An 18,814-nucleotide genomic window follows, 5' to 3' on the forward strand; every position below is an offset into this window, starting at 1 on the left:
AGCAGGCGGTGCGAGGAGTCGGACTCAGAACCACTCCGCCAGCCGATCCAGCGCGACGAAGAAGCCCTCGCCGGTGTTGACGTGCCCCATCCAGATCTCGGGGATGAACGGAGCGGACGGGGCGAGGCGGTCCATCCGCTCGGCGAGGTCCTTGAAGTCGACCTCACCCTCCCCCACCTGTACGCCCTCGCCGTCGACGCCCACGGAGTCGACGATGTGGAGGTGCTCGGTATAGGGGCCCATCGCCTCGAGGTACTCGCTGAAGGGGCGGCCGAAGAAATTCGCGGCGAGCTTGGAGTGGGAGACGTCCAAGGTGAGACGCCGCCCGTAGGTCTCGCAGAACCAGACGGTGTCCTCGGGCTCCATGAACAGGTTGTGGTACTGCTGACCGCCCATGAGCCACGGGAAGGGCGGGAGGGTCTGGGCGGTCAGGCGCACGCCGCTCTCGTCGATCCGCTCGAGTCCCTGCTGGACCCTCTCGTACAGCGGATACCGCTCCTCGGGGCGGAGGTGGCGGTCCGGGAGGAACCCGCCCATGGTGACGATGACGATGGGGTCCTGCTCGCTCGGGAAGTGCTCGCGCAGGTCGCGGGCGAGGTCGACGACGCGCTGGACCTCGCGGATCGAGCGCTCCCAGATCGCCTCGTCGGGGGAGGCGAGGTCGATCAGGAAGTCGCCGGGGTAGAGGTCCGGGGCGTGGACGGTCGCGAACTGCTCGAAGGTCTCGCCGGGCGAGAGGATCTCGGAGAGGTCGAGGTCCATGTCCTTGGCGGACTGGTGGAACTCGAGGAAGTCGGGGCGGGAGACGTCCAGCAGGCTGCGGAAGTCGTGGAACCGCACGGGCAGACCCCACGGGCGGCGGAAGCTGTGCTCGCCGCGCTGGGTGGGGCGGCCCGCGAGGTCGCCGGGGTAGAAGAAGTCGCCGGCAGGGACGTCGCGGTGCAGGGTGGTGCCGAGCAGCGCGTCGCGACGGTTGGGCTGGAGGCCGCGGCCGGGGCTCTTGACGTCCACGTCTGCGGCGGTGACCACGTCGCCGCTGCGGAGGTCGCGGGCGGCGACGAGGGACTTGGCGAGGTTCACGCGGTTCATGAGCTCGCCGGTGGACAGCTCGCGGGGGGCGTCGCTGCCGAGGGCCTGCTCGACCTCGCGGATCTGGGTGACCATGGCGGCGAGCTCGTCGGGCAGCAGGGAGACCTTGTGGTCGTTGCCCTCGAGGGAGCGGTCCACGGTCACATGCTTCTCGATGATGGAAGCGCCGCGGGCGACGGCGGCGACCGGGACGTGCCAGCCGCGCTCGTGGCCGGAGTAGCCGACGGGGCAGTCGCCGAGCTCGGCGAGGCGGTCCATGTACCGCAGGTTCACGTCCTTGAACGGTGCGGGGTAGGTGGACTGGGTCTGCAGCAGAGCGAACGGGGCGCCGTGCGAGCGCAGCAGCGAGACGGCGCCGCTGATCTCCTGCTCGGTGCTCATGCCTGTGGAGACGATCATGGGGGCGCCGAGGTCCGCGACGTGGGCGAGCAGGTCGTCGTTGGTGAGGTCGGCGGAGGCGATCTTGTAGGCGGGGATGCCGTACTCGGCGAGCGCGTCCGCGGAGGCGAGGTCCCACGGGGTGCACAGCACGTCGACGTCCCGGGCGGCGCAGTGGTCGAAGACGCGGTACATGTCCTCGACCGAGAGGGAGTACTTGGCCAGGAGGTTCATCGTGTACTGCGGGCCGAGGTCCTCGCCGGCGGAGGCCGCACCGCCGGAGCGGTAGAGGGTCGCCATGTCGCGGAGCTGGAACTTCACGGCGTCCACGCCCGCGTCGACGCAGCGGTCCACGAGGGTGCGGGCGAGGTCGAGGTCGCCCTGGTGGTTGTTGCCGATCTCGCCGATGACCAGGGCCCGCTCCCCCTCCCCGACGGCACGACGGCCGATCTGCAGGGTGCGGGTGCCGGGGGTGGCGACCGCGATGAGGCGGCCGGCGTCGTCCAGGACGGGGATGCGGTCCACGCCTCGTCGGAACAGGCTCGTGATGTCCGTGGCCGGGGTGCCCTCGGTGACGGAGACGAAGCGGGTGTTCGCGGCGCTGAGGGCGGGGGTGGTGAGGTCGGGGACGGGCTGCTCGACGAGCCAGCGGCGCACGTCCCCGTCGCTGAGGGTGCCCTGGACGATCCCGTGGGTGTCGACGAGGAACACGACGCGGGCGCGGTTAGCGTCGATGCGTCGCAGGGCTTCGAGCACGGTGGCCTGCGGGTCCACCGCGTAGGGCGCTGTGCGGCGGTCCAGGATCATGAGGTCCTCCATCCCAGTCGGGTCAGCATGCTCTCTGCCGCGGCGACGTCGGCGAGGGTGTCGATGTCGACCCCCTCGACCTCGTCGAGCACGAAGAGCCCCACCTTCCCGCCGATGCGGTTGCCGCGCTCGCGGTAGATGTGCGGGGCGGTGACGTAGAGGCTGCCGTTCTCGAAATAATGCATCTGCTCGGGGCGCAGCTCCTGGCGGCGCGGCCTAGCATCCACATCGTAGGCGGCACGGGCGCTGAGCTCACGGGACTCGGGGAGGCGCCAGAAGAAGGGCGACTCAGGCACGACGCCGACGAGGGAGTCGACGCCGTCGGCGCGGAACTGGGCGAGCGCGCGAGCGATGGTGTCCCGCTGCCGCACCGGCGAGGTCGCCTGAAGAAGCAGCACTGCGCTGAGCTCGATCCCCTCCCCCTCAACCACGTCCATCGCGTGGAGGACGGTCGGCTCGGTGGGAGCGGTGTCGGTGGCGAGCTCCGCCGGGCGCTCGATGACGCGAGCACCGTGGGCGGCGGCGACCTCGGCGATCTCGGCGTCCTCGGTGGAGACCGCGACGATCAGGTCCGGTTCGTCAGTGCGGGCCTCAAGGGCCTGCGCGATGGTCCAGGCGATGAGCGGCTTGCCGCCCACCTCGAGCAGGTTCTTGCGAGGGATGCCCTTGGATCCTCCCCTCGCCGGGATGACGACGAGTGCGGTCACAGCACGTCCTCGAGCACCCGGGCGATGCGCGCCGCGGGCTCCTCGCCCTCAGCGACGGGGGACGGGGTGGGTGCACCGCCCACCTGGCGCATGTCGTAGCGGTGCCACATCTCCTTGACCCAGCCAGGGGCGCCCGGGCAGAACACCCACGCATCGCCGCCGCGCGCCGCGGTCTCGAGCACGCCGGTGGAGAACACGGAGACGACAGGGTTCGGGAGTTCACGGAGCGGCACGTCGGTGGGAGCGAACTCGAGCCCGCGCCGCTGCCAGAGGCGGTGCTGGGTGCGGGAGAGCACGTCGGTCTCCGCCGGGTGCGGGCGGTAGAGCCCGTTGTTCTCCTTGCAGAACCGCACTGCGGCGCCACCGGTGAGGCGACGGGACAGCTCGGCGCCATGCAGCTGGCCGAGGAAGATCGGGCGCTCCGGATCTGGCAACTCAACAGGAGATTCAGACTCGGTCCCGGCCGAGGTACCAGGGGACTCGTGCGCGGCCTGCCAGAGCAGCTGGGAGCCGACGTCGATCGTCGACACGTCCTCGCGGTCGCTGCGCCAGAACTCTCCGTCGGCCGCGGACCAGGCGAGCAGGGTCGCGCCGTACGGGAGCGGCGGCGCGTAGGGGGTGAGCGCGCCGTGCTGGACCACGAACTCGGGAATGCCTCGACGACGTGCGAGACGGTGCGCCGCGGCGCCGGCGGCGAGGTGCTGGCCGATCGAGACGATCGCGCCGTTCGACGTGCTCGCCGCGTCGTCGGGGATGTCGAGGGAGCGCGTGGTCCACTCCTCCCCGTCGAGCTCCGGCAGCTCGACGTCACCCGGTGCCAGCACGTCGACGCCGACGCGCTGGTAGAGCAAGCTGCTCAGCAGCGCGGCACGGGAGGTGGGCGTCCCGGAGTCCACGGCGAAGAGGATGCGCCGCTCCCCCGCGTCGGCGTCCTCGGCCTGGCGGGAGCGCAGCACCCAGGCAGCGGGTACGTCCTCCGCGGGCGCGTCCTCATCCGATGCGCCGCCGGGCAGCCGGTGCCGCACTGCCGAGGCCGTGCCCGTGACGGCGTGCTTCGCGCGACGCAGGCGGTGCCGAGAGCGGGACCATTCGGTCCACAGCTCGAAGTTCTCGGGATGGATCAGTCCTGCCACAGGGCATCGACCTCCTGGATCCGATGATCGAAGGTGTGCTCGGCGAGGGTACGAACCCGACCCTGCTCCCTCATCCGCTCCGCCCAGACCGTATCGGTGAGCGCGCGGCGCGAGAGCTCGGTGAGCTCGTCGAGGTCGTGCCAGACGGCGACCTCGGTGCCGATCTCATAGAACTGTGCCACGTCATCGCGGTCCACGAGCTGCACCCCGCCCATACCGGGGATCTCGAAGGTGCGCATCGCATGGCCGTTCTGGAGCCCGTGGATCGCGATCGCCGCAGCACCCTCAGCGTGGATCTGATAGGCCCTCTCGAGCGGGACCTCGCGGGAGGTCGGGAAGCTCGGGCGGTTCCAGGAGAAGGTGCGGGCGCGGTCGAAGGGGTGGCGGGAGAAGTCCCGGCCCCATGCATGGACAGGCAACCCCTGCCCAGCGAGGTGCTCGAGGCTCTCGCGACGGTTCGCGTACCCGGAGCCGATGAAGACCAGCTCGCCGGTGCGCTTCCCCGTCGGTGCACTGCGGTGGGGGTCGAAGGCGTTGGGGACGAAGTGGGCGTCGACTCCGCGCTCGCGCAGCATCTCGGTCTCGGAAAGCGCGTAGTCGACGACGGGCCCGACCTCGCGGAGGAAGTCGTCGTCATAGTCGTGACGGCGCAGGTCGTCGTAGAGCCACAGGATCCGCGGCAGCGAGGCCGTGGCGTCCCAGAATCGCTCGTCGAGTCCGTCGCCCTTGATGACCAGGACGCGGTCGGGCTGCAGCGTCGTCAGGGAAGTGAGCACCCGGTCGGTGAGGCGGCGCTTCTCGGCACTCGCCCGATCGCCCGGCAGGTGAAGCCGGTCGGGTAGCTCGACGGTCGCCTTAAGCCGGGCCTTCTCCGCGACCGCATCGTAGGCGTCGTATCGGACCGTTGTGACGTCGTACCCGCGACGGGCGAAGGCTTCCTCGATGCTCTTCCAGTAGGTGTGGAAGGTCGGGGAGACGAGCAGGAGCCGTGGTGCAGGGCTCATCGCGGCAGGTCCTTCCCCGCGGAGTAGATCAGCGACAGCTCCTCGCGGGCGCCGGCGAGCGGGTCGACATCACGTCCCGCCGCGCGCCGGCCGGTGTTCCACACCAGGTTCGCGGCAGTCGCGGCAGTGAGACCGGCACGGAGACGACGGACTCCACCGTGCTTACGGGCGTAGCGCATCCTCGCGCCGACGAGCCAGCGGCGCCGTCGCGCCTCACCTCCGGAGGAGCCGCCGCCCACATGCGAGACCTCGAGATCTGCGTCGAGCAACGAGGGGATGCCTCGCTGGCGAAGGCGCAGCTGCAGGTCGACCTCCTCGGTGTACATGAAGTAACCCTCGTCGAAACTGCCGGCGTCGCGCACCTCGGCGAGGGGGAGGAGGAGCATCGCCCCGCTGACCCAGTCCACGGGAACCATCCCGTGCGCGCGCTCGGCGCGAAGATCGTGTCCGACGGCACGGTGGAGCGCATCGCGATGGCGCTGGGACGCGAGCGGCACGAGCCACTCGATCACCTGGTGCGAGGTGCGGGGGAAGTACCGCGCGGAGTATCCGGACCGTCCGTCCTCCCCCACGACACGGCATCCGACGGCCGCGGGCATCCAGGGCGCGGCGTGGTTGAGAAGTTGCCGCGCGAATCCCTGCGGCAGCCGGAGATCGGAGTTCAGCACGAGAACCTGCTCGACCTCCGGAGCCAGCTCTGCGATGGTCTCGAGGCCGGTGTTCACCGCAGCGCCGAAACCACCGTTGCGATCGCGGCGCACCAGCTGGACACCATCGGGTAGCGCGTCCGGAGCGACAGCGGGGTCGGACGCGTCGTCGACGAGCACGACCACCGCTGGACGATCAGCGTGATCGACGTCGTCGCCCACGAGGTCGTCGAGGAGCGGCACGACGGGAGTGAGCGGGCCGTGGACCGGGATCACCGCTCCGAGGCGTCGCAATGTCATCAGGAGTCTGGTTCGACGTCGGCGCGGCGGCGCCCGCTCGTGCGCGCGACGGGGGTAGAGGTGGTGCGGGCCTGCCCGGAGTCGAGGTGGGACGGGGCGGATGACTCGACCTCGCGACCGTCGATCGCGGCGATCTCGATCTCATCCATCTCCGGGATATTCGCAGCCTTGTCATAGGCCTTGCCATAGCCCCCGTACTCCGCGGACGCGCCATAGGCGATGCGGGTCAGGCGGCTCGACGGGACCCGGTTCATCACCACGCCGTACACAGTGCCTCCGATGCTTCGCACCGCCTCCACCCCACGGAGGAGCTCGTCGCTGCGGGACCTGCCCGACACGGCGACGACCAGTGCCCCGTCCACCTGCCGTGACAGGAGCTGGGCATCGGTGACGGCGAGCAGCGGCGGGGCATCGATGATGACGAAGTAGCTGCGGGAGAACTCCTCGACCAGCTCGTGCATGCTGCGCGATCCCAGAAGCTCCGATGGGTTCGGAGGGATATGCCCGGCCGGGAGCACGGTGAGGCCACGGGTTCCGGAGAGTTGGAGCGCGTCCTCCACGGAGATCGACTTCGCCAGCAGCTGCGACAGTCCAACCTTGCCGTCGACCCCGAATGCCGCGGCAACCGTGGGACGTCGCAGGTCCGCGTCGATGAGAAGGGTGGGCTGGCCGGCACGAGCCATCACGCGGGCGAGATTCGCTGCGACCGTCGACTTGCCCTCCGCGGCAGTGGAGGAGGTGACGACGATCGAGCGGGGCGGGGAGTCGACGTCGACGAAACGCAGATTGGTGCGCAGCTTCCGCATAGACTCACGCGCCGCGAAGCTCTCCGGCTCCGGCAGCGCACCGTCCTTGGTCCGGGTGAAATCCTTGACGTCCGGCAGGCTACCGAGAACGGGAACGCCCACGAGCGCGGTGATGTCCTCGGGGGTCCTCAACCGGGAGTCGTTCCGGCTGCGCAACCACCCAAGCCCCAGGCCCAGGAGCAGACCCAGGGCAGCACCCGCGAGAAGGAAGCGGCTCCGGTCCGGAGAGGCGGGGCCACCCGGGACGAGGGCAGTCTGATAGGGCACGAGCTGCACCGACGGCGTCCCGCGACCGTCCGCCCCGGTCTCCAGCTCCAGGGCTTCGGCAGCCGTCGCTTCGACAGCGGAGTTCGCAATGGCCGACGCGTCCTCGGCGGACCCGGCGTACGCAGTCACCGTGATGATGGGCGCGTTCGGATCCACGGTCGCCTGCAACGAGCCCGCGATGGAATCGGGGCTCTGCTGCAGGCCCAGGTCCTCGACGACCCTTTCACCGACCGCGCGCGTCCTGAAGAGCGGCAGGTAGCTCTGCGCCTTGGAGTACTGCAGTTCCATGTTGCCACCGGACTGCGCAACCGGGCTTCCGCTCTCATCCGTGCTGGTGTTCGCAGAGACATACCCGAGAGCACTGGCGGCATACACCGGGGAACGCGTGAAGGAGAGACCGAGCCCAGCTACCGCTCCCACGATTGTCAGCACGAGCAGGACCAGCGCATTGCGCAACATCATTCTGAGGAAGTCTTCGATAGTCACGCAATGCACCGTTCAGGATCAATGACAAAACTCGAGGGCCGGGTCGGGTCGGCCCTCACAACAATCCTCCGCATCGAGGTCGCCTCCGTCCGCTCCTGCGCGGCGCCGGAACACCCGTAGCGGCGACGTGGAGGGCGCCGCTCCATGATGAGGCCCTCAGCGGCTGCTGACGCAACGGCCGAGGGCGCTCATCAGCACTGCAGTGCTCAGCTGTTGCTCTCTGCGTCAGCCTCCGCGGGCTCCTCCGAAACCGGTGAGGTCTCCTCCACGGGCGCGGACTCGGTGGCGGGCGCAGGCTCGGTGGCGGGAGCCGTCTGGTCGGTCGCGGCGGGGTCCTCCGCGGGAGCCTGCTCCGAAGAGGGCTCCTTCGCAGCCGCCGACTCCTCCGCCGGAGCGACCGGAGCAGGTGCCCCGATCGGGCACGGGTAGTCGGGGGTATTGGCGTTGTTGTTGCAGGGCGGGAGCGAGGCCACCTCGAGCGGCTTGGTCACCACGAAGGTGTTCGTGCCCGCGGAGACCTCTACCGTCGCTCCGGCAGTGCCCTGAGCGGTGTTGGTCACGACGCCGGAGCACACTGTCCAGGTCACTGTCGCTCCCGGGGCGAGCGTGCCATCGGGCGGGTAGGTGAAGTTGACCGGCTGACCGGACGTGGCCTGGACCCAGAGCGCCGTGAAGTCGTAGTTGATCGGGACGCTCAGATTGTTCTTCATGCTGAACGTCAGGTAGTAGTACGCATCCTTACGTCCGGGCGGCGGAGTCTGCTTGCAGGAGAGCGTCGGATCGACCGTGATCGTCACCGGGTTGGATGCGGCGTACGCCGGAGCCGCCACCGCCACAGCCGCCACGGGCGCAGCCCACGCTACACCCTTCATAAGAGCCCGGCGGCTCGAGGTCTTCTGCTCAGTCATCGTTCCTGCTTCCTGTCCTTGCCGCCCCCGCACAGGAGTCGCGCACCATCACGTCCACGGGCCCGAGAGCCCCCTGCTTTGCACAGCATCTGCATTACTCAGGAGTAGCGCAAATCGGACATCGCGCTCCAGCCCGCGCTCAACATAGCAGGCTCCTGGACAAATGCCCAGGACTATCTCGGGCGCTGTGACCGGTCTGTGATGGTATGGCCACCTCCCGGACACCTCTGGACGCTTCAGCCGACAGGCATGAGGGCTGCTCAGGCCCGGTCGTGCTCGACGTGCGCGCCGTCGTCGGCCGCGGCGTCGCCAGCGCCCCCGTCGGCCGCCTCTCCCCCGCCCGACCGCACGAACCGCACGGTCTTGACCCGGCGCTCGTCGATCTCGAGGACCTCGAGGCTGCCGCCGTCGATCTCGACGCGGTCGCCGACCTCGGGGATCCGGCCCAGCTCCGCCATGAGGAACCCGCCCACGGTCTCGTAGCCGCCGGTGTCGGGCAGGGCGATGCCGGTGGCGGCCTCGAACTCCTGGAGGATCAGGCCGCCGTCGAGCTGCCCGTCGGGGCCGACGATGCGGTCGAGGTTGCCGGGGCTCGGCCAGGTCTCGCGGTCGAACTCGTCGTAGATCTCGCCCACGAGCTCCTCGAGCAGGTCCTCGAGGGTGACGATGCCGTCGGTGCCGCCGTACTCGTCCACGACCACGGCGATCTGGTCGGCGTGGGCGCGCATGCGGTTCAGCGCCGAGAGCACCTGGACGGTGCCGGGGATGTGCTCGATGGGCCGCACCAGGGAGGACATCTTCGTGGTGGCGGCGTCCTCGACCAGGAGCATGTCGCGCACGTGGATGAAGCCGAGGACGTCGTCGACGTCCTCACCGGTGACCGGGTAGCGGGAGAAGCCGGTGCCGCGGATCTCCTCGCGGGCCTGGGCGACGCTCTGGTCGCCGTCGAGGAAGTGGACCTGGTGGCGGGGCCGCATGACCTCCACGACGGTGCGCTCGGACGCGTCGAACACGTCGGCGAGCACCTTGGACTCGGCCTGGTCCAGGGCGTCGGAGTCGCGGACCATCGCCTTGATCTCCTCGGCGGAGACGGCCTCGCGGTTGGCGTCGGGGTCACCGCCCAGCAGGCGCACCACGAGGTTGGTGGAGACGGACAGCAGCCAGATCGCCGGGCGCATAAGACGGCCGAAGAGGTTCAGCGGCGGGCCGACGACCTTGGTCAGCCCCAGCGCGTTCTGCATCGCGAGGCGCTTGGGGACCAGCTCGCCGAACACGAGCGACAGGTAGGCGATCAGGAGGGTCATGCCGATCAGCGCCACGGTGCCCGCCATGCCCTCGGACAGGCCGAGGCTCGTCAGCCACGGCACCAGGGAGGGGGCGATGGTGGAGGCGCCGTAGGCGGAGGAGAAGAAGCCAGCGACCGTCACGCCGATCTGCACGGCGGAAAGGAACAGGTTCGGGTCGCGCACCAGCTTCGCGGTCTTCGCGCCGCTGTCGCCGGTCTCCTCGAGCTGCTTGATCTGCGATTCGCGCAGGTTGACGATCGCCATCTCGGTGCCGGCGAAAAGGCCGCCGATGAGCACGAAGAGCAGCACGAGGCCGAAGTTGAGCACGGCGATCCAGTCCATGGCGCCTACGCTACTCGCCCGCTACGCAGGTCCCTCACAGCAGTGGCAGCAGCTCCTCGCGGATCGCGGCCAGGATCACGGCGCCACCGCGGCCTTCGAGGTGCGAGGTGACGGTCAGCACCGCCTGCTGCTCTGGCAGGACGAGGAGGAACTGGCCGTAGGCGCCGTCGGCCCGCCACGCACCGGGGGTGGTGCAGTCCCACACCCCGAACCCGTACCGGGCGGACTCCGGCTCCGGGTCACCGGTCGCGACCCAGATCTCCTCGGCGTGCAGGGCGTCGATCCAGGAGGCGGGCACGAGCTGGGTGCCCTCGTGGGCGCCACGGTCCAGGAGGAGCCGGCCGATCCGGGCGAGCTGGCCGCTCTTCAGGTGCAGGCCCGTCGCACCCCATGTGTGGCCGTCGCGGGTGGTGTGCCACTGGGGGTTCAGGATCCCGAGCGGCAGGAACAGTCGCGGCATCAGCCAGTCGCGCATCGTCTGCCCGGTGACCTCGGTGAGGAGCCTCGAGAGCAGGAAGATCGAGCCGTTGGAGTACTCCCAGGCCGTGCCGGGCTCGCCCCGCAGGTCCGTGCCGAGGATGAGGGAGGTGAGGTCCTCGCTGTCCCGTTCGGAGTCCTCGAAGCCGAGGACCGGGGAGGTGGTGGTCATGGAGAGCAGGTGGCGGATCCGGATCTGCTCGACACCTGAGCCGTATCCGCCGGCGGGGGCGGCCAGGTGGCCCGCGACCAGGTCGTCCAGGCCCAGCAGACCCTCGTCGATCGCGATGCCGATCGCGAGGGCGGTGACGGTCTTGGAGACGGAGTAGACGTTCTCGGCGGTGTCCTCGACGAAGCGGTGGCTGAGCTCCTCGTGACCGGTGCGGTGCAGGTGCAGGGCGCGCACGCCGAGGTGCTGCTCGAGGATCCGCTGGCGCAGGGGCAGCAGGAGGAGCGGGTCGGGCACGGGAGCATCAGCGGTCATGCGGCGACGGTACTCGTCCGCATGCGTCGGTGGGAGGGGCGGCGGGGAGGGGCGGCGGGGAGGGGCGGCGCGGAGGATGGAGCTGCAGAATGGGGCGTCTCAGTGCACAGCGGAACGAATATTGTCAGCGCGTGCTCTGAGACACCCTTTTGTGCAGGCGCCGCCGCGGCTCAGTGCGGGATCGCGGCGGGGGCGGGCTCGGAGGCGGGACGGGTGACCGGCGCGAGGAACGGCACCCCGGCGCGCCTGCCCACCCAGGCGGCGAGGAGCACGGCGAGGGCGAGCAGCGCGATCGCCGAGGTCACGCCACCGGCGAGAGTGGCGGCGTGCGCACCGGTAGTCGACGCCGCGAGCGCGGCGGCGGAGGTGCCGGGTGCCGCGGCAGCAGCGGTGAGCACCGCGGTGCCGGCACCGGCGCCGGTGCCGGCGGCGAGCGCGGAGACGAGGTGGGAGCCCGCCGTGATCGTGGTGGTCAGCGCGATCGGCAGTTCGAGCCCGCCGCTCTTCCAGGCGAGCAGCCCGGAGGCGAGGCCCAGAGCGAGGGCCGGCAGCACGACCGCGGGGGTGAGCTCGCGGCCCACCAGCATCACGAGCGCGCCGATGACCACGGGCACGGCGGGGCTGCGCAGCACCGCGCCGAAGGCCTGCATCACCACGCCCCTGAGAGCGAGCTCGAGCCCGGCGGCCTGGAGCGGGGCGAGCAGGAGCACGAGCACGGCGAGGAGGAGCAGCTGCAGGGGCGAGGAAGCGCCGCCGTCGGCCGCGATCCCGTCGGCCGCCGCGGATGCCCCGCCTGCAGCCCCACCCGCGCCGCCGGCGATCCCGCCCGCGAGGGCGGCGAGGGCGATCACGGCGAGTCCGCCGACCAGCCCGGCCGTGACGTACGGGCCGCGCAGCTCGCGGCGCAGGCGTCCGGCGATCGACCAGGCGGTGCCGAGCGGCCGCCAGCCGCCGGCGCGCACGCCGATGATCCCGGCGGGCAGCCACATCGCACCCATCGCGAGCGCCAGGCCCACGTCCAGGGGGCTCGTGGGGTCGCCCGCGGTGACGCCGCGGGCGACGTTCACCCCGGGCGCGACGGCGAGGATCAGCACCATGCCGACCAGCACCACGGAGATCAGCACGACGTAAGCGATGAATGCGGCGGCGAGGGCGAGGAGCGCCTTGGTGGGGCGGGCCCACTCCGGGCGCAGGGTCGCCATGCGGTGGTAGGCCGTGCCCTCGGCGGGGGTGGGCGTCGCGGCTGGGGTCGCGGCGTCGGCGGCGCTCATGCGGCGCGCTCGGCGAGTCGGCGGCGGCGCTGCTGCTGGGCGCGGTCCTGGGCGGCGTGGGCCTGGGAGGCCGCGGCGGACAGGCCCAGGTCGTCGATGGTGAGGGGGTGCGCGAGGGGGCCGAAGGGCTTCTCGGTGCGGATCTGCCCGTCGGCGGTGAGGTGGAGCAGCTCGCCGGAGTCCATGAGGCGCCAGGCGGGATCGTCGTCCATCGGCTCGGAGGCGATGACCACGGAGTCCACGCCGGCGAGGTCCTCGCTGCGGGTGCGCAGGGTGTCCGAGGCCTGGTCGAGCGCCTCGCGGGGGCTGGTGGCGGAGGCGTCGCGGTCCAGGACCCACAGCTCGTTGGTGGCGGGCAGGCGCACGGCGATCAGCTCCTCCCCCTTCATCGCCAGCAGGTTCACGGAGTAGACGGGCACGTTGCCCGCGATCCAGGTCAGGGCCGCGACGACGCCGTCGTGGAGGTCCCCGCCGTGGGCGGCGGTCTCCCCGGTCACCAGCGCCGCCATCCACTCGGAGTCGGTGCTGCCGTGGACGTGGTGCGCAGCGCCCAGATCCCGCACGCGCTGCTTCATCTGGTCGGTGACCTCGAGGACGCCGTTGTGGGCGGAGACGATGCCGTCCTGGAGGAAGGGGTGGGTGTTCTCGTCGCAGTGCTCGGTCCCGGAGGACAGGCGCACATGGGCGATCATCGCGCAGGAGTGGAGGGCGGTGGCGACCTGGCCGAACCGCACGGACTCGTAGGCGGCGACGGGGCGCTTGGCGACGTGCGCGGCGCCGTCGGCGTCGATCCAGCCCAGGCCCGTCCCGTCGGCGTTGAAGCGGGACTGGTTCACGAGCGAGTAGGGGGCGTCGAGCAGCCAAAAATCGGCGGTGACGGGGGTATCGGAATGGAGAGCGAAGAGTCGGCACATGGCGTCTCCACTGTAGAACCGGCTGGCCCGAACCGCAGTGAGGGCCGCCACGAGCGGGAAGAGAGATGCGGGTCGGCGCGTTGTGGCGGGGCGTGGACACGACTGGGCACTCCTCCGCGACCTCTGATGGCACGGCAACCGGCTCTGCCCTGACCGTGGTCGGCATCCTCGGTGCCGGCAAGGTGGGGACGGTGCTCGCGCGCCTGGCGCTCGGCGCCGGGTACGAGGTGCTGATCTCCGGCTCCGGCGACCCGGAGAAGATCGCCCTGATCACCCAGTTCCTCGCCCCGGGCGCGCAGCCGGTCACCTCCCGCGAAGCGGCCGAGCGGGCGGACCTCGTGATCCTCGCGCTCCCCCTCGGCAAGCAGGCGAGCATCCCCGCGCACGCCCTCGAGGGCAAGCTCGTCCTCGATGCCATGAACTATTGGTGGGAGACCGACGGGATCCTCGAGGAGTTCTCCTCCCCCGCCGCCTCCACCAGCGAGTTCGTGCAGGAGCAGCTGCCAGGCGCCACCGTCGTGAAGGCCTTCAACCACATGGGCTACCACGACCTCGAGGACCTCGCCGGCCGTCCCGCGCCCCGCGCCGCCATCGCGATCGCCGGGCCTGAGGAGGCGCTCCCGCCCGTCGCCCGGTTCGTGGATGCGCTCGGCTTCGACCCGCTGCCCATCGGCCCGCTCACCGAAGGCGTGCGCCTGCAGCCCTACACCGAGGCGTTCGGGTCCAAGGGCGATGCCGCCGAGCTCGCCGCGATCGTGGAGCGGTTCCCCGAGACCGAGCGCGGCCAGGAGGTCCTGGCCGCGCTCGGCGCGAGGGTCTGAGGGAGAGGTTCCGAGGGCTCGGTCAGCCCCGGCCCGCACCGCCCGGTTCCGCACTGCCCGTATCCACACCGCCGGTGCCGCGCAGCGGCTCCCAGATCCTCAGGCCCTCGCGGCGGGAGAACCACACCCAGATCCCGGCGCTGAGCAGGAGCATCGGGGCGAGCGAGACGACGAGCGCAATCGGCGGCACATGCCCCTGGACGAGCGAGCCCGGCAGCAGCGGCGCGATCGCGAACAGGGTGAGGTTGTTGGCCACGTGCAGCAGGATCGGGATCTCGATCCCGCCGGTCTTCCACGCGAGCAGACCCATCACCAGGGCGAACACCCCGGTGCTGACCTGACCCACCCAGTCGTAGCCGTGGGAGACCATGAACAGCGGCACCGGCAGCAGGATCCCGACCAGCGGCGAGCGCAGCCACGTGCCGAGCACCTGCAGGGGGAGCACCCGGTAGAGGTACTCCTCCCCCGCGCACTGCAGAGGCGCGAGCAGCACCGCGATCGCCCAGGCGGCGAGCACCGGCGCGGTCAGCTGGGGCACCTCGATCCCGTCGCGCTCGACGATCAGGGTCAGCACTGAGTTCACCAGCACGTACACGGGCATGACCACGAGTGCGGCCCGGCCCAGCAGACCCCAGCGGAACCGCCCGCGCACGGAGTGGGCGATGCCGGCCCGCCCGTAGGCGACGCGGACCCCGAGCAGCACCGCGGGGATCAGGATCGCGATCGATCCCAGGCCGATCAGCATCCCCAGCGGGTCATGCGGGTCGAGCACGCCGCTGTCCAGCATCGGCGAGGTCACACCGGTGACGGCGGAGAACACCAGCAGCGGGACCATCAGCGCGGCGGTGAGCACTCCCGCGGCCGCGCCGGTGACGGCCAGTGCGATGAGGGGCCGGTGCCATCGGCGACGGTGCGGACGGGTCAGTGCGAGGCGGTGGAAGGGCTGCGGTGCCGGGGCGGTGGGGACGGTCGGGTCGGCGAGGATGGTCGGGGCAGTGGGAGCGGCGGAGCTCAGGACGTCGTGGGGAGGCTGGACGAGCGGAGCGGCAGCGTGGTGAGTGGCGGGGCGGGGAGCGTCGGCGGGGCGGGGGGCTCGGGGGCTGTCCAGCAGCTCGGTGGTGGTCATGCCGGAATCGTGGCCCGCGCCGGCCAGGCCGGACATCGGCCGACGGGCCATGCTCCGGCATGGCCGAGCGGCTGACGCCCTCGCCTTTCGTCGGGGGTCGGCCGACAGGCCCGTCGGCCGGACGGACGATCCCCGCCCGCTCTCCCCTTCCCTACTGTGAGTCCATGACCTCCCCGGCCACGACCCTCGACGCGGCGGGACCCGCCCTGCCCGCGCCGTCCCCGCGGCGCCTGCGCCCATGGCTCGTCGCCGCGGCGCAGTCGGCGGCGTGCCTGCTGCTCGGTGCACTGACCTGGACGTTCAGCTTCGGCGACGCCCTCCTCCAGTACAACGACGACCCACCGCCCATCGTCCTCGCCTTCCACGGGATCGATCTGTTGCTCGGCCTCGGCGCCGCGCTCGTGATCGGCCCCTCGAGGTTCCTGCCACCGGGCCGCGCGCACACGGCGGTGCATGTCCTGCTCGCCCTCGTCGCGGCGCTGAGCGTGTGGGCGCTGCCGGCCGGGATGCTCGCCCTGTACCGGATCGGGACCCGGCGCCGGCTCGGACTGTCGATCGCGGTGGCGCTCGCGATGGCGGTGCTCGCCGCGGCCGGGCTGTGGCTCGACGCGGCGCTGCGCGCTCCCACCCCCGCCGTGATCGTCGTCGTGGCGGTCCTCGTCACGGCGCTCCTCGCCGCCCTGCCGCTGCTGCTCGGGCACGTGCTGGCGACCCGGGCGCTGCTGATGACGGCGCTGCGCGAACGGGCCGCGTCGGCCGAGCGGGAGGCGCAGGCGCTGGAAGGAGAGCGCGAGGCGCTGGTGCGGGAGCGGACGGCCGATGCCGCCCGGGTCCGGGCCGAGGAGCGCACCGCGCTCGCCCGCGACATGCACGACTCGATCTCCCACCACCTGGCCACGATCGCCATGCACGCCGGCGCCATGGCCTACCGCGACGACCTCCCCCCGGAGCAGGTGCGCCGCGCCGCACAGACCGTCCGCGACGCCGCCCAGCAGGCGAACCGCGAGCTGCGCACGGTGCTGACCACCCTGCGCACCACCGACGCCGACGCCCCGCTCGCGACCGTCCCAAGTCTCGCCGCGCTCGTGGAGCGCTGCCGTGAGGAGGGGCAGGACGTGACCCTGACCTGGGAGGGCACAGATGCCGAAGAGCTCGCCGGACGTCCCCGCACGACCGTGGTCGCGCTGGTGCGGATCCTCGCCGAGGTCGCCGCGAACGCCGCGAAGCATGCACCGGGCCTGCCGCTCGAGGTGCGGATCGCGCGGGAGGGCGAGAGGACGAGCGAGGGGCATGACAGCAAGGACCGCGTGGTGCTGCGGGCGCGCTCCCCGCTGCCTTCGGAGCCGGTCATCGCCCCGACCTCGACCGGGCACGGGCTGCAGGGTCTGCAGGAACGGGCGCGGCTGCTCGGCGGGGATGCCCGCTGGGGACGACGAGTCCCTGCCAGGGAACGCACGACGGAAGATCGCACGACGGAAGATCGCACGACGGAGGGGTTTTTCGAGGTGGAAGCATGGATGCCGTGGTGAGCGACGGGACGACGACTGAGCGCGTGCGCGTGCTGCTGATCGATGACGAGGCGCTGATGCGCGCCGGTCTGCTGATGATGATTGACGGCGCCCACGGTATCGAGGTGGTCGGCGAGGCGGTGGACGGCCACGAGGGCCTCGCCCTCATCGACCGCCTCTCCCCCGACGTGGTCCTGCTGGACCTGCGCATGCCCCGCATGACCGGCCTCGAGATGCTCCGCGCCCTGCAGGAGCGAGCCGTCGCGCCCGGTGAGACGGCAGCTCCTGCCCCGCGCATCGTGGTCCTCACCGCATTCGACACCGACGAGTTCCTGCTGCAGGCCCTGCGCGCCGGCGCCACCAGCTTCCTGCTGAAGGACTCCCCGCCGGACGAGGTGGTCGCCGCGGTGCTTGACGCCGCAGCGGACCGCTCCCGCTTCTCTCCCGACGTGCTGCAGCGCCTGGTGCGCCTCGCCTCGGGGCCGGGCGGCGACCCGGCCGGTCCGGCCGGGGTGCGCCCGTCGGCCGCGAGTGGCGCGCCGGGCTCGCAGCGTGCGCCGGGCTCGCAGCGTGCGCCGGGCACCCAGCCGCCGCCGGGCGAGGAGCCCCCGTCGGCCGACTCCCCCGCGGCCCCTGCGCCCGAGGGGATCACGGACCGCGAGTGGGAGGTGGCGCGGCTGGTCGCGCAGGGGCTGAGCAACACCGAGATCGGGCAGAGCCTGTTCATGTCGTTGGCGACGGTGAAGACGCATCTGGGCCGGCTGTACCAGAAGATGCAGGTCACCAACCGTGTGCAGCTCGCGATCCGGGTGCTCGAGCTCGGCGGCTGAGCGCGCCGGGCCCCTGTCAGACCAGCATCGTCAGCACCGCGACCATCACGAGGCCCAGCGTCACCGCGGCGAGGACCAGCACCCAGCGCGGAAAGTGCGTGTTGCGGGCGGTGACCACGGTGGTGTGGATCGAGATGAGGGTGCCGAACAGGCACAGCCCTGCCAGCAGCCACACAAGCATCGACAGCGTGCTCATACGCGGCCACCGGCCCCGACTCCTGCCCCGCGCATCCGCTCCTGCTCCCCGCTCGTCCCGTGCTGGTCGCCCCGCTGGGGCGCAGCCGCGCGCCGTGTGCGGACCGGTCGATCCTCCTGTCCGGTCGGCCGCGGGGAGTCGAGCGTCCTGCGAGTGCCGGGGCGGCGGGCGGCATACTGGTCGCGTCCGTGCATTCCGCACGGCCGCCGCTCCCGCCCGGAGGTGACGACGTCCCGCATCCTCGTCGTCGAGGACTCCCCGGACGCGCGCGCCCTGCTGGTCGAGACCCTGCAGGGCGAGGGTCACGACGTGACGACCGCGGCCGACGGGCTCGCGGCCCGCCGAGCGCTCGCCCCGGAGACTCGGCCCGCCCCGGACCTGGTGGTGCTGGACCTGATGCTCCCCCACGTGGACGGGTCCTTGCTGCTCGCCGAGATCCGCGCCGCCGGACCTCTGCCGGTGCTCGTGCTCTCGGCGAAGGACGCGGTGTACACGAAGGTGGACATGCTGCGCCTCGGTGCGGACGACTACGTCACCAAGCCCTTCAACCTCTCCGAGCTCACCGCCCGCATCGAGGCGCTGCTGCGCCGCGCCGCCCCGCACGCGTCGGCCCCGACGGTGCTCGTCCACGGCCCGCTCGAGCTGGACCCGCAGACCGCCCGAGTGCACCTGGACGGCGCCGAGGTGTCGCTGACCGCAACCGAGTACCGCCTGCTCACCGTGCTGGTGGAGCGTCCCGGGCAGGTGTTCTCCCGGCCCCGGCTCTACGAGGCGGTGTGGGAGGAGCCCTTCGTGGGCGACGACGCGGCCGTGAAGACGCACGTCTCGAACCTCCGCGCGAAGCTGCGCGAGGCCGCGCGGGCGCTCGACCCGGTCGAGACGGTATGGGGGCTCGGGTACCGGTTGCGGGAGCTCTAGTCTGCTGCTCCCGTTCGATGACTGTCGAGTGCTCGAGGTAGCGGGTGGCCGTGGGCTGACCCGTACCGCGACCTCGAGAAGAGTCGCCGCGTCGCCCGCCGCGCCCACC

The 18,814-nt window shown here is 71.5% G+C and carries 17 protein-coding genes; 4 read left to right on the plus strand and 13 right to left on the minus strand.

The genetic code is table 11. The features are described 5' to 3' along the window. Positions 1–24: 24 nt before the first annotated feature. From HNR70_RS12990 to HNR70_RS13040, 11 genes are all read right to left on the minus strand, one after another. A complete protein-coding gene (locus HNR70_RS12990; RefSeq protein ID WP_184326028.1) occupies positions 25–2,274 on the minus strand; it encodes an N-acetylneuraminate synthase family protein in 2,250 nt (749 codons plus the stop codon). Next, positions 2,271–2,981 (minus strand): acylneuraminate cytidylyltransferase family protein, encoded by a 711-nt coding sequence (locus HNR70_RS12995; protein ID WP_184326029.1) that lies wholly within the window; start codon positions 2,979–2,981, stop codon positions 2,271–2,273. The genes HNR70_RS12990 and HNR70_RS12995 overlap by 4 nt, the downstream gene beginning before the upstream one ends. Beyond that, a complete protein-coding gene (locus tag HNR70_RS13000; protein ID WP_184326030.1) occupies positions 2,978–4,114 on the minus strand; it encodes a hypothetical protein in 1,137 nt (378 codons plus the stop codon). Before HNR70_RS13000 ends, HNR70_RS12995 begins: the two co-directional genes overlap by 4 nt. Next, on the minus strand, positions 4,102–5,118 hold the full coding sequence (locus tag HNR70_RS13005; RefSeq protein WP_184326031.1) for a CgeB family protein: 1,017 nt from the start codon (positions 5,116–5,118) through the stop codon (positions 4,102–4,104). The genes HNR70_RS13000 and HNR70_RS13005 overlap by 13 nt, the downstream gene beginning before the upstream one ends. Then, positions 5,115–6,065, minus strand: a complete 951-nt coding sequence (locus HNR70_RS13010; protein WP_184326032.1) for a glycosyltransferase family 2 protein — start codon at positions 6,063–6,065, stop codon at positions 5,115–5,117. Before HNR70_RS13010 ends, HNR70_RS13005 begins: the two co-directional genes overlap by 4 nt. Then, a complete protein-coding gene (locus HNR70_RS13015; RefSeq protein WP_184326033.1) occupies positions 6,065–7,624 on the minus strand; it encodes a tyrosine-protein kinase domain-containing protein in 1,560 nt (519 codons plus the stop codon). The genes HNR70_RS13010 and HNR70_RS13015 overlap by 1 nt, the downstream gene beginning before the upstream one ends. A 206-nt stretch (positions 7,625–7,830) precedes the next feature. Beyond that, positions 7,831–8,532, minus strand: coding sequence for a hypothetical protein (locus tag HNR70_RS13020; protein ID WP_184326034.1), 702 nt, complete (start codon positions 8,530–8,532; stop codon positions 7,831–7,833). 260 nt (positions 8,533–8,792) lie between these two features. Further along, positions 8,793–10,160 carry a hemolysin family protein gene (locus HNR70_RS13025; RefSeq protein WP_184326035.1) on the minus strand — a complete coding sequence of 456 codons (1,368 nt, stop codon included), beginning with the start codon at positions 10,158–10,160 and terminating at the stop codon, positions 8,793–8,795. 34 nt (positions 10,161–10,194) lie between these two features. Further along, positions 10,195–11,121 (minus strand): serine hydrolase domain-containing protein, encoded by a 927-nt coding sequence (locus HNR70_RS13030; RefSeq protein WP_184326036.1) that lies wholly within the window; start codon positions 11,119–11,121, stop codon positions 10,195–10,197. 170 nt (positions 11,122–11,291) lie between these two features. Then, positions 11,292–12,392 carry a type II CAAX prenyl endopeptidase Rce1 family protein gene (locus HNR70_RS13035; RefSeq protein ID WP_184326037.1) on the minus strand — a complete coding sequence of 367 codons (1,101 nt, stop codon included), beginning with the start codon at positions 12,390–12,392 and terminating at the stop codon, positions 11,292–11,294. After that, entirely contained in the window at positions 12,389–13,306 is a 918-nt protein-coding gene (locus tag HNR70_RS13040) for a class II glutamine amidotransferase (RefSeq protein WP_184326038.1), read from the minus strand. The genes HNR70_RS13035 and HNR70_RS13040 overlap by 4 nt, the downstream gene beginning before the upstream one ends. 92 nt (positions 13,307–13,398) lie before the next feature. On the opposite strand from HNR70_RS13040, the gene HNR70_RS13045 reads away from it, so the two are divergent. Continuing rightward, positions 13,399–14,127, plus strand: coding sequence for an NADPH-dependent F420 reductase (locus HNR70_RS13045; RefSeq protein WP_312857670.1), 729 nt, complete (start codon positions 13,399–13,401; stop codon positions 14,125–14,127). A gap of 22 nt (positions 14,128–14,149) precedes the next feature. Here HNR70_RS13045 and HNR70_RS13050 read toward each other — a convergent pair whose 3' ends face one another. Beyond that, entirely contained in the window at positions 14,150–15,253 is a 1,104-nt protein-coding gene (locus HNR70_RS13050) for a CPBP family intramembrane glutamic endopeptidase (protein WP_184326040.1), read from the minus strand. A gap of 164 nt (positions 15,254–15,417) precedes the next feature. On the opposite strand from HNR70_RS13050, the gene HNR70_RS13055 reads away from it, so the two are divergent. Both HNR70_RS13055 and HNR70_RS13060 read left to right on the plus strand, forming a co-directional pair. After that, positions 15,418–16,782, plus strand: coding sequence for a sensor histidine kinase (locus HNR70_RS13055; RefSeq protein WP_184326041.1), 1,365 nt, complete (start codon positions 15,418–15,420; stop codon positions 16,780–16,782). Further along, complete coding sequence (locus HNR70_RS13060; RefSeq protein ID WP_184326042.1) at positions 16,767–17,591, plus strand: response regulator; 825 nt, start codon at positions 16,767–16,769, stop codon at positions 17,589–17,591. The genes HNR70_RS13055 and HNR70_RS13060 overlap by 16 nt, the downstream gene beginning before the upstream one ends. 16 nt (positions 17,592–17,607) lie before the next feature. On the opposite strand, the gene HNR70_RS13065 is transcribed toward HNR70_RS13060, so the two are convergent. Further along, positions 17,608–17,787 carry a hypothetical protein gene (locus HNR70_RS13065; protein WP_184326043.1) on the minus strand — a complete coding sequence of 60 codons (180 nt, stop codon included), beginning with the start codon at positions 17,785–17,787 and terminating at the stop codon, positions 17,608–17,610. A gap of 222 nt (positions 17,788–18,009) precedes the next feature. Here HNR70_RS13065 and HNR70_RS13070 point away from each other — a divergent pair, with 222 nt between their 5' ends. Continuing rightward, positions 18,010–18,705, plus strand: coding sequence for a response regulator transcription factor (locus HNR70_RS13070; protein ID WP_184326044.1), 696 nt, complete (start codon positions 18,010–18,012; stop codon positions 18,703–18,705). Positions 18,706–18,814: the final 109 nt, after the last annotated feature.

Origin of the sequence: Brachybacterium aquaticum, assembly GCF_014204755.1 — a bacterium.
Taxonomy (GTDB): domain Bacteria; phylum Actinomycetota; class Actinomycetes; order Actinomycetales; family Dermabacteraceae; genus Brachybacterium; species Brachybacterium aquaticum.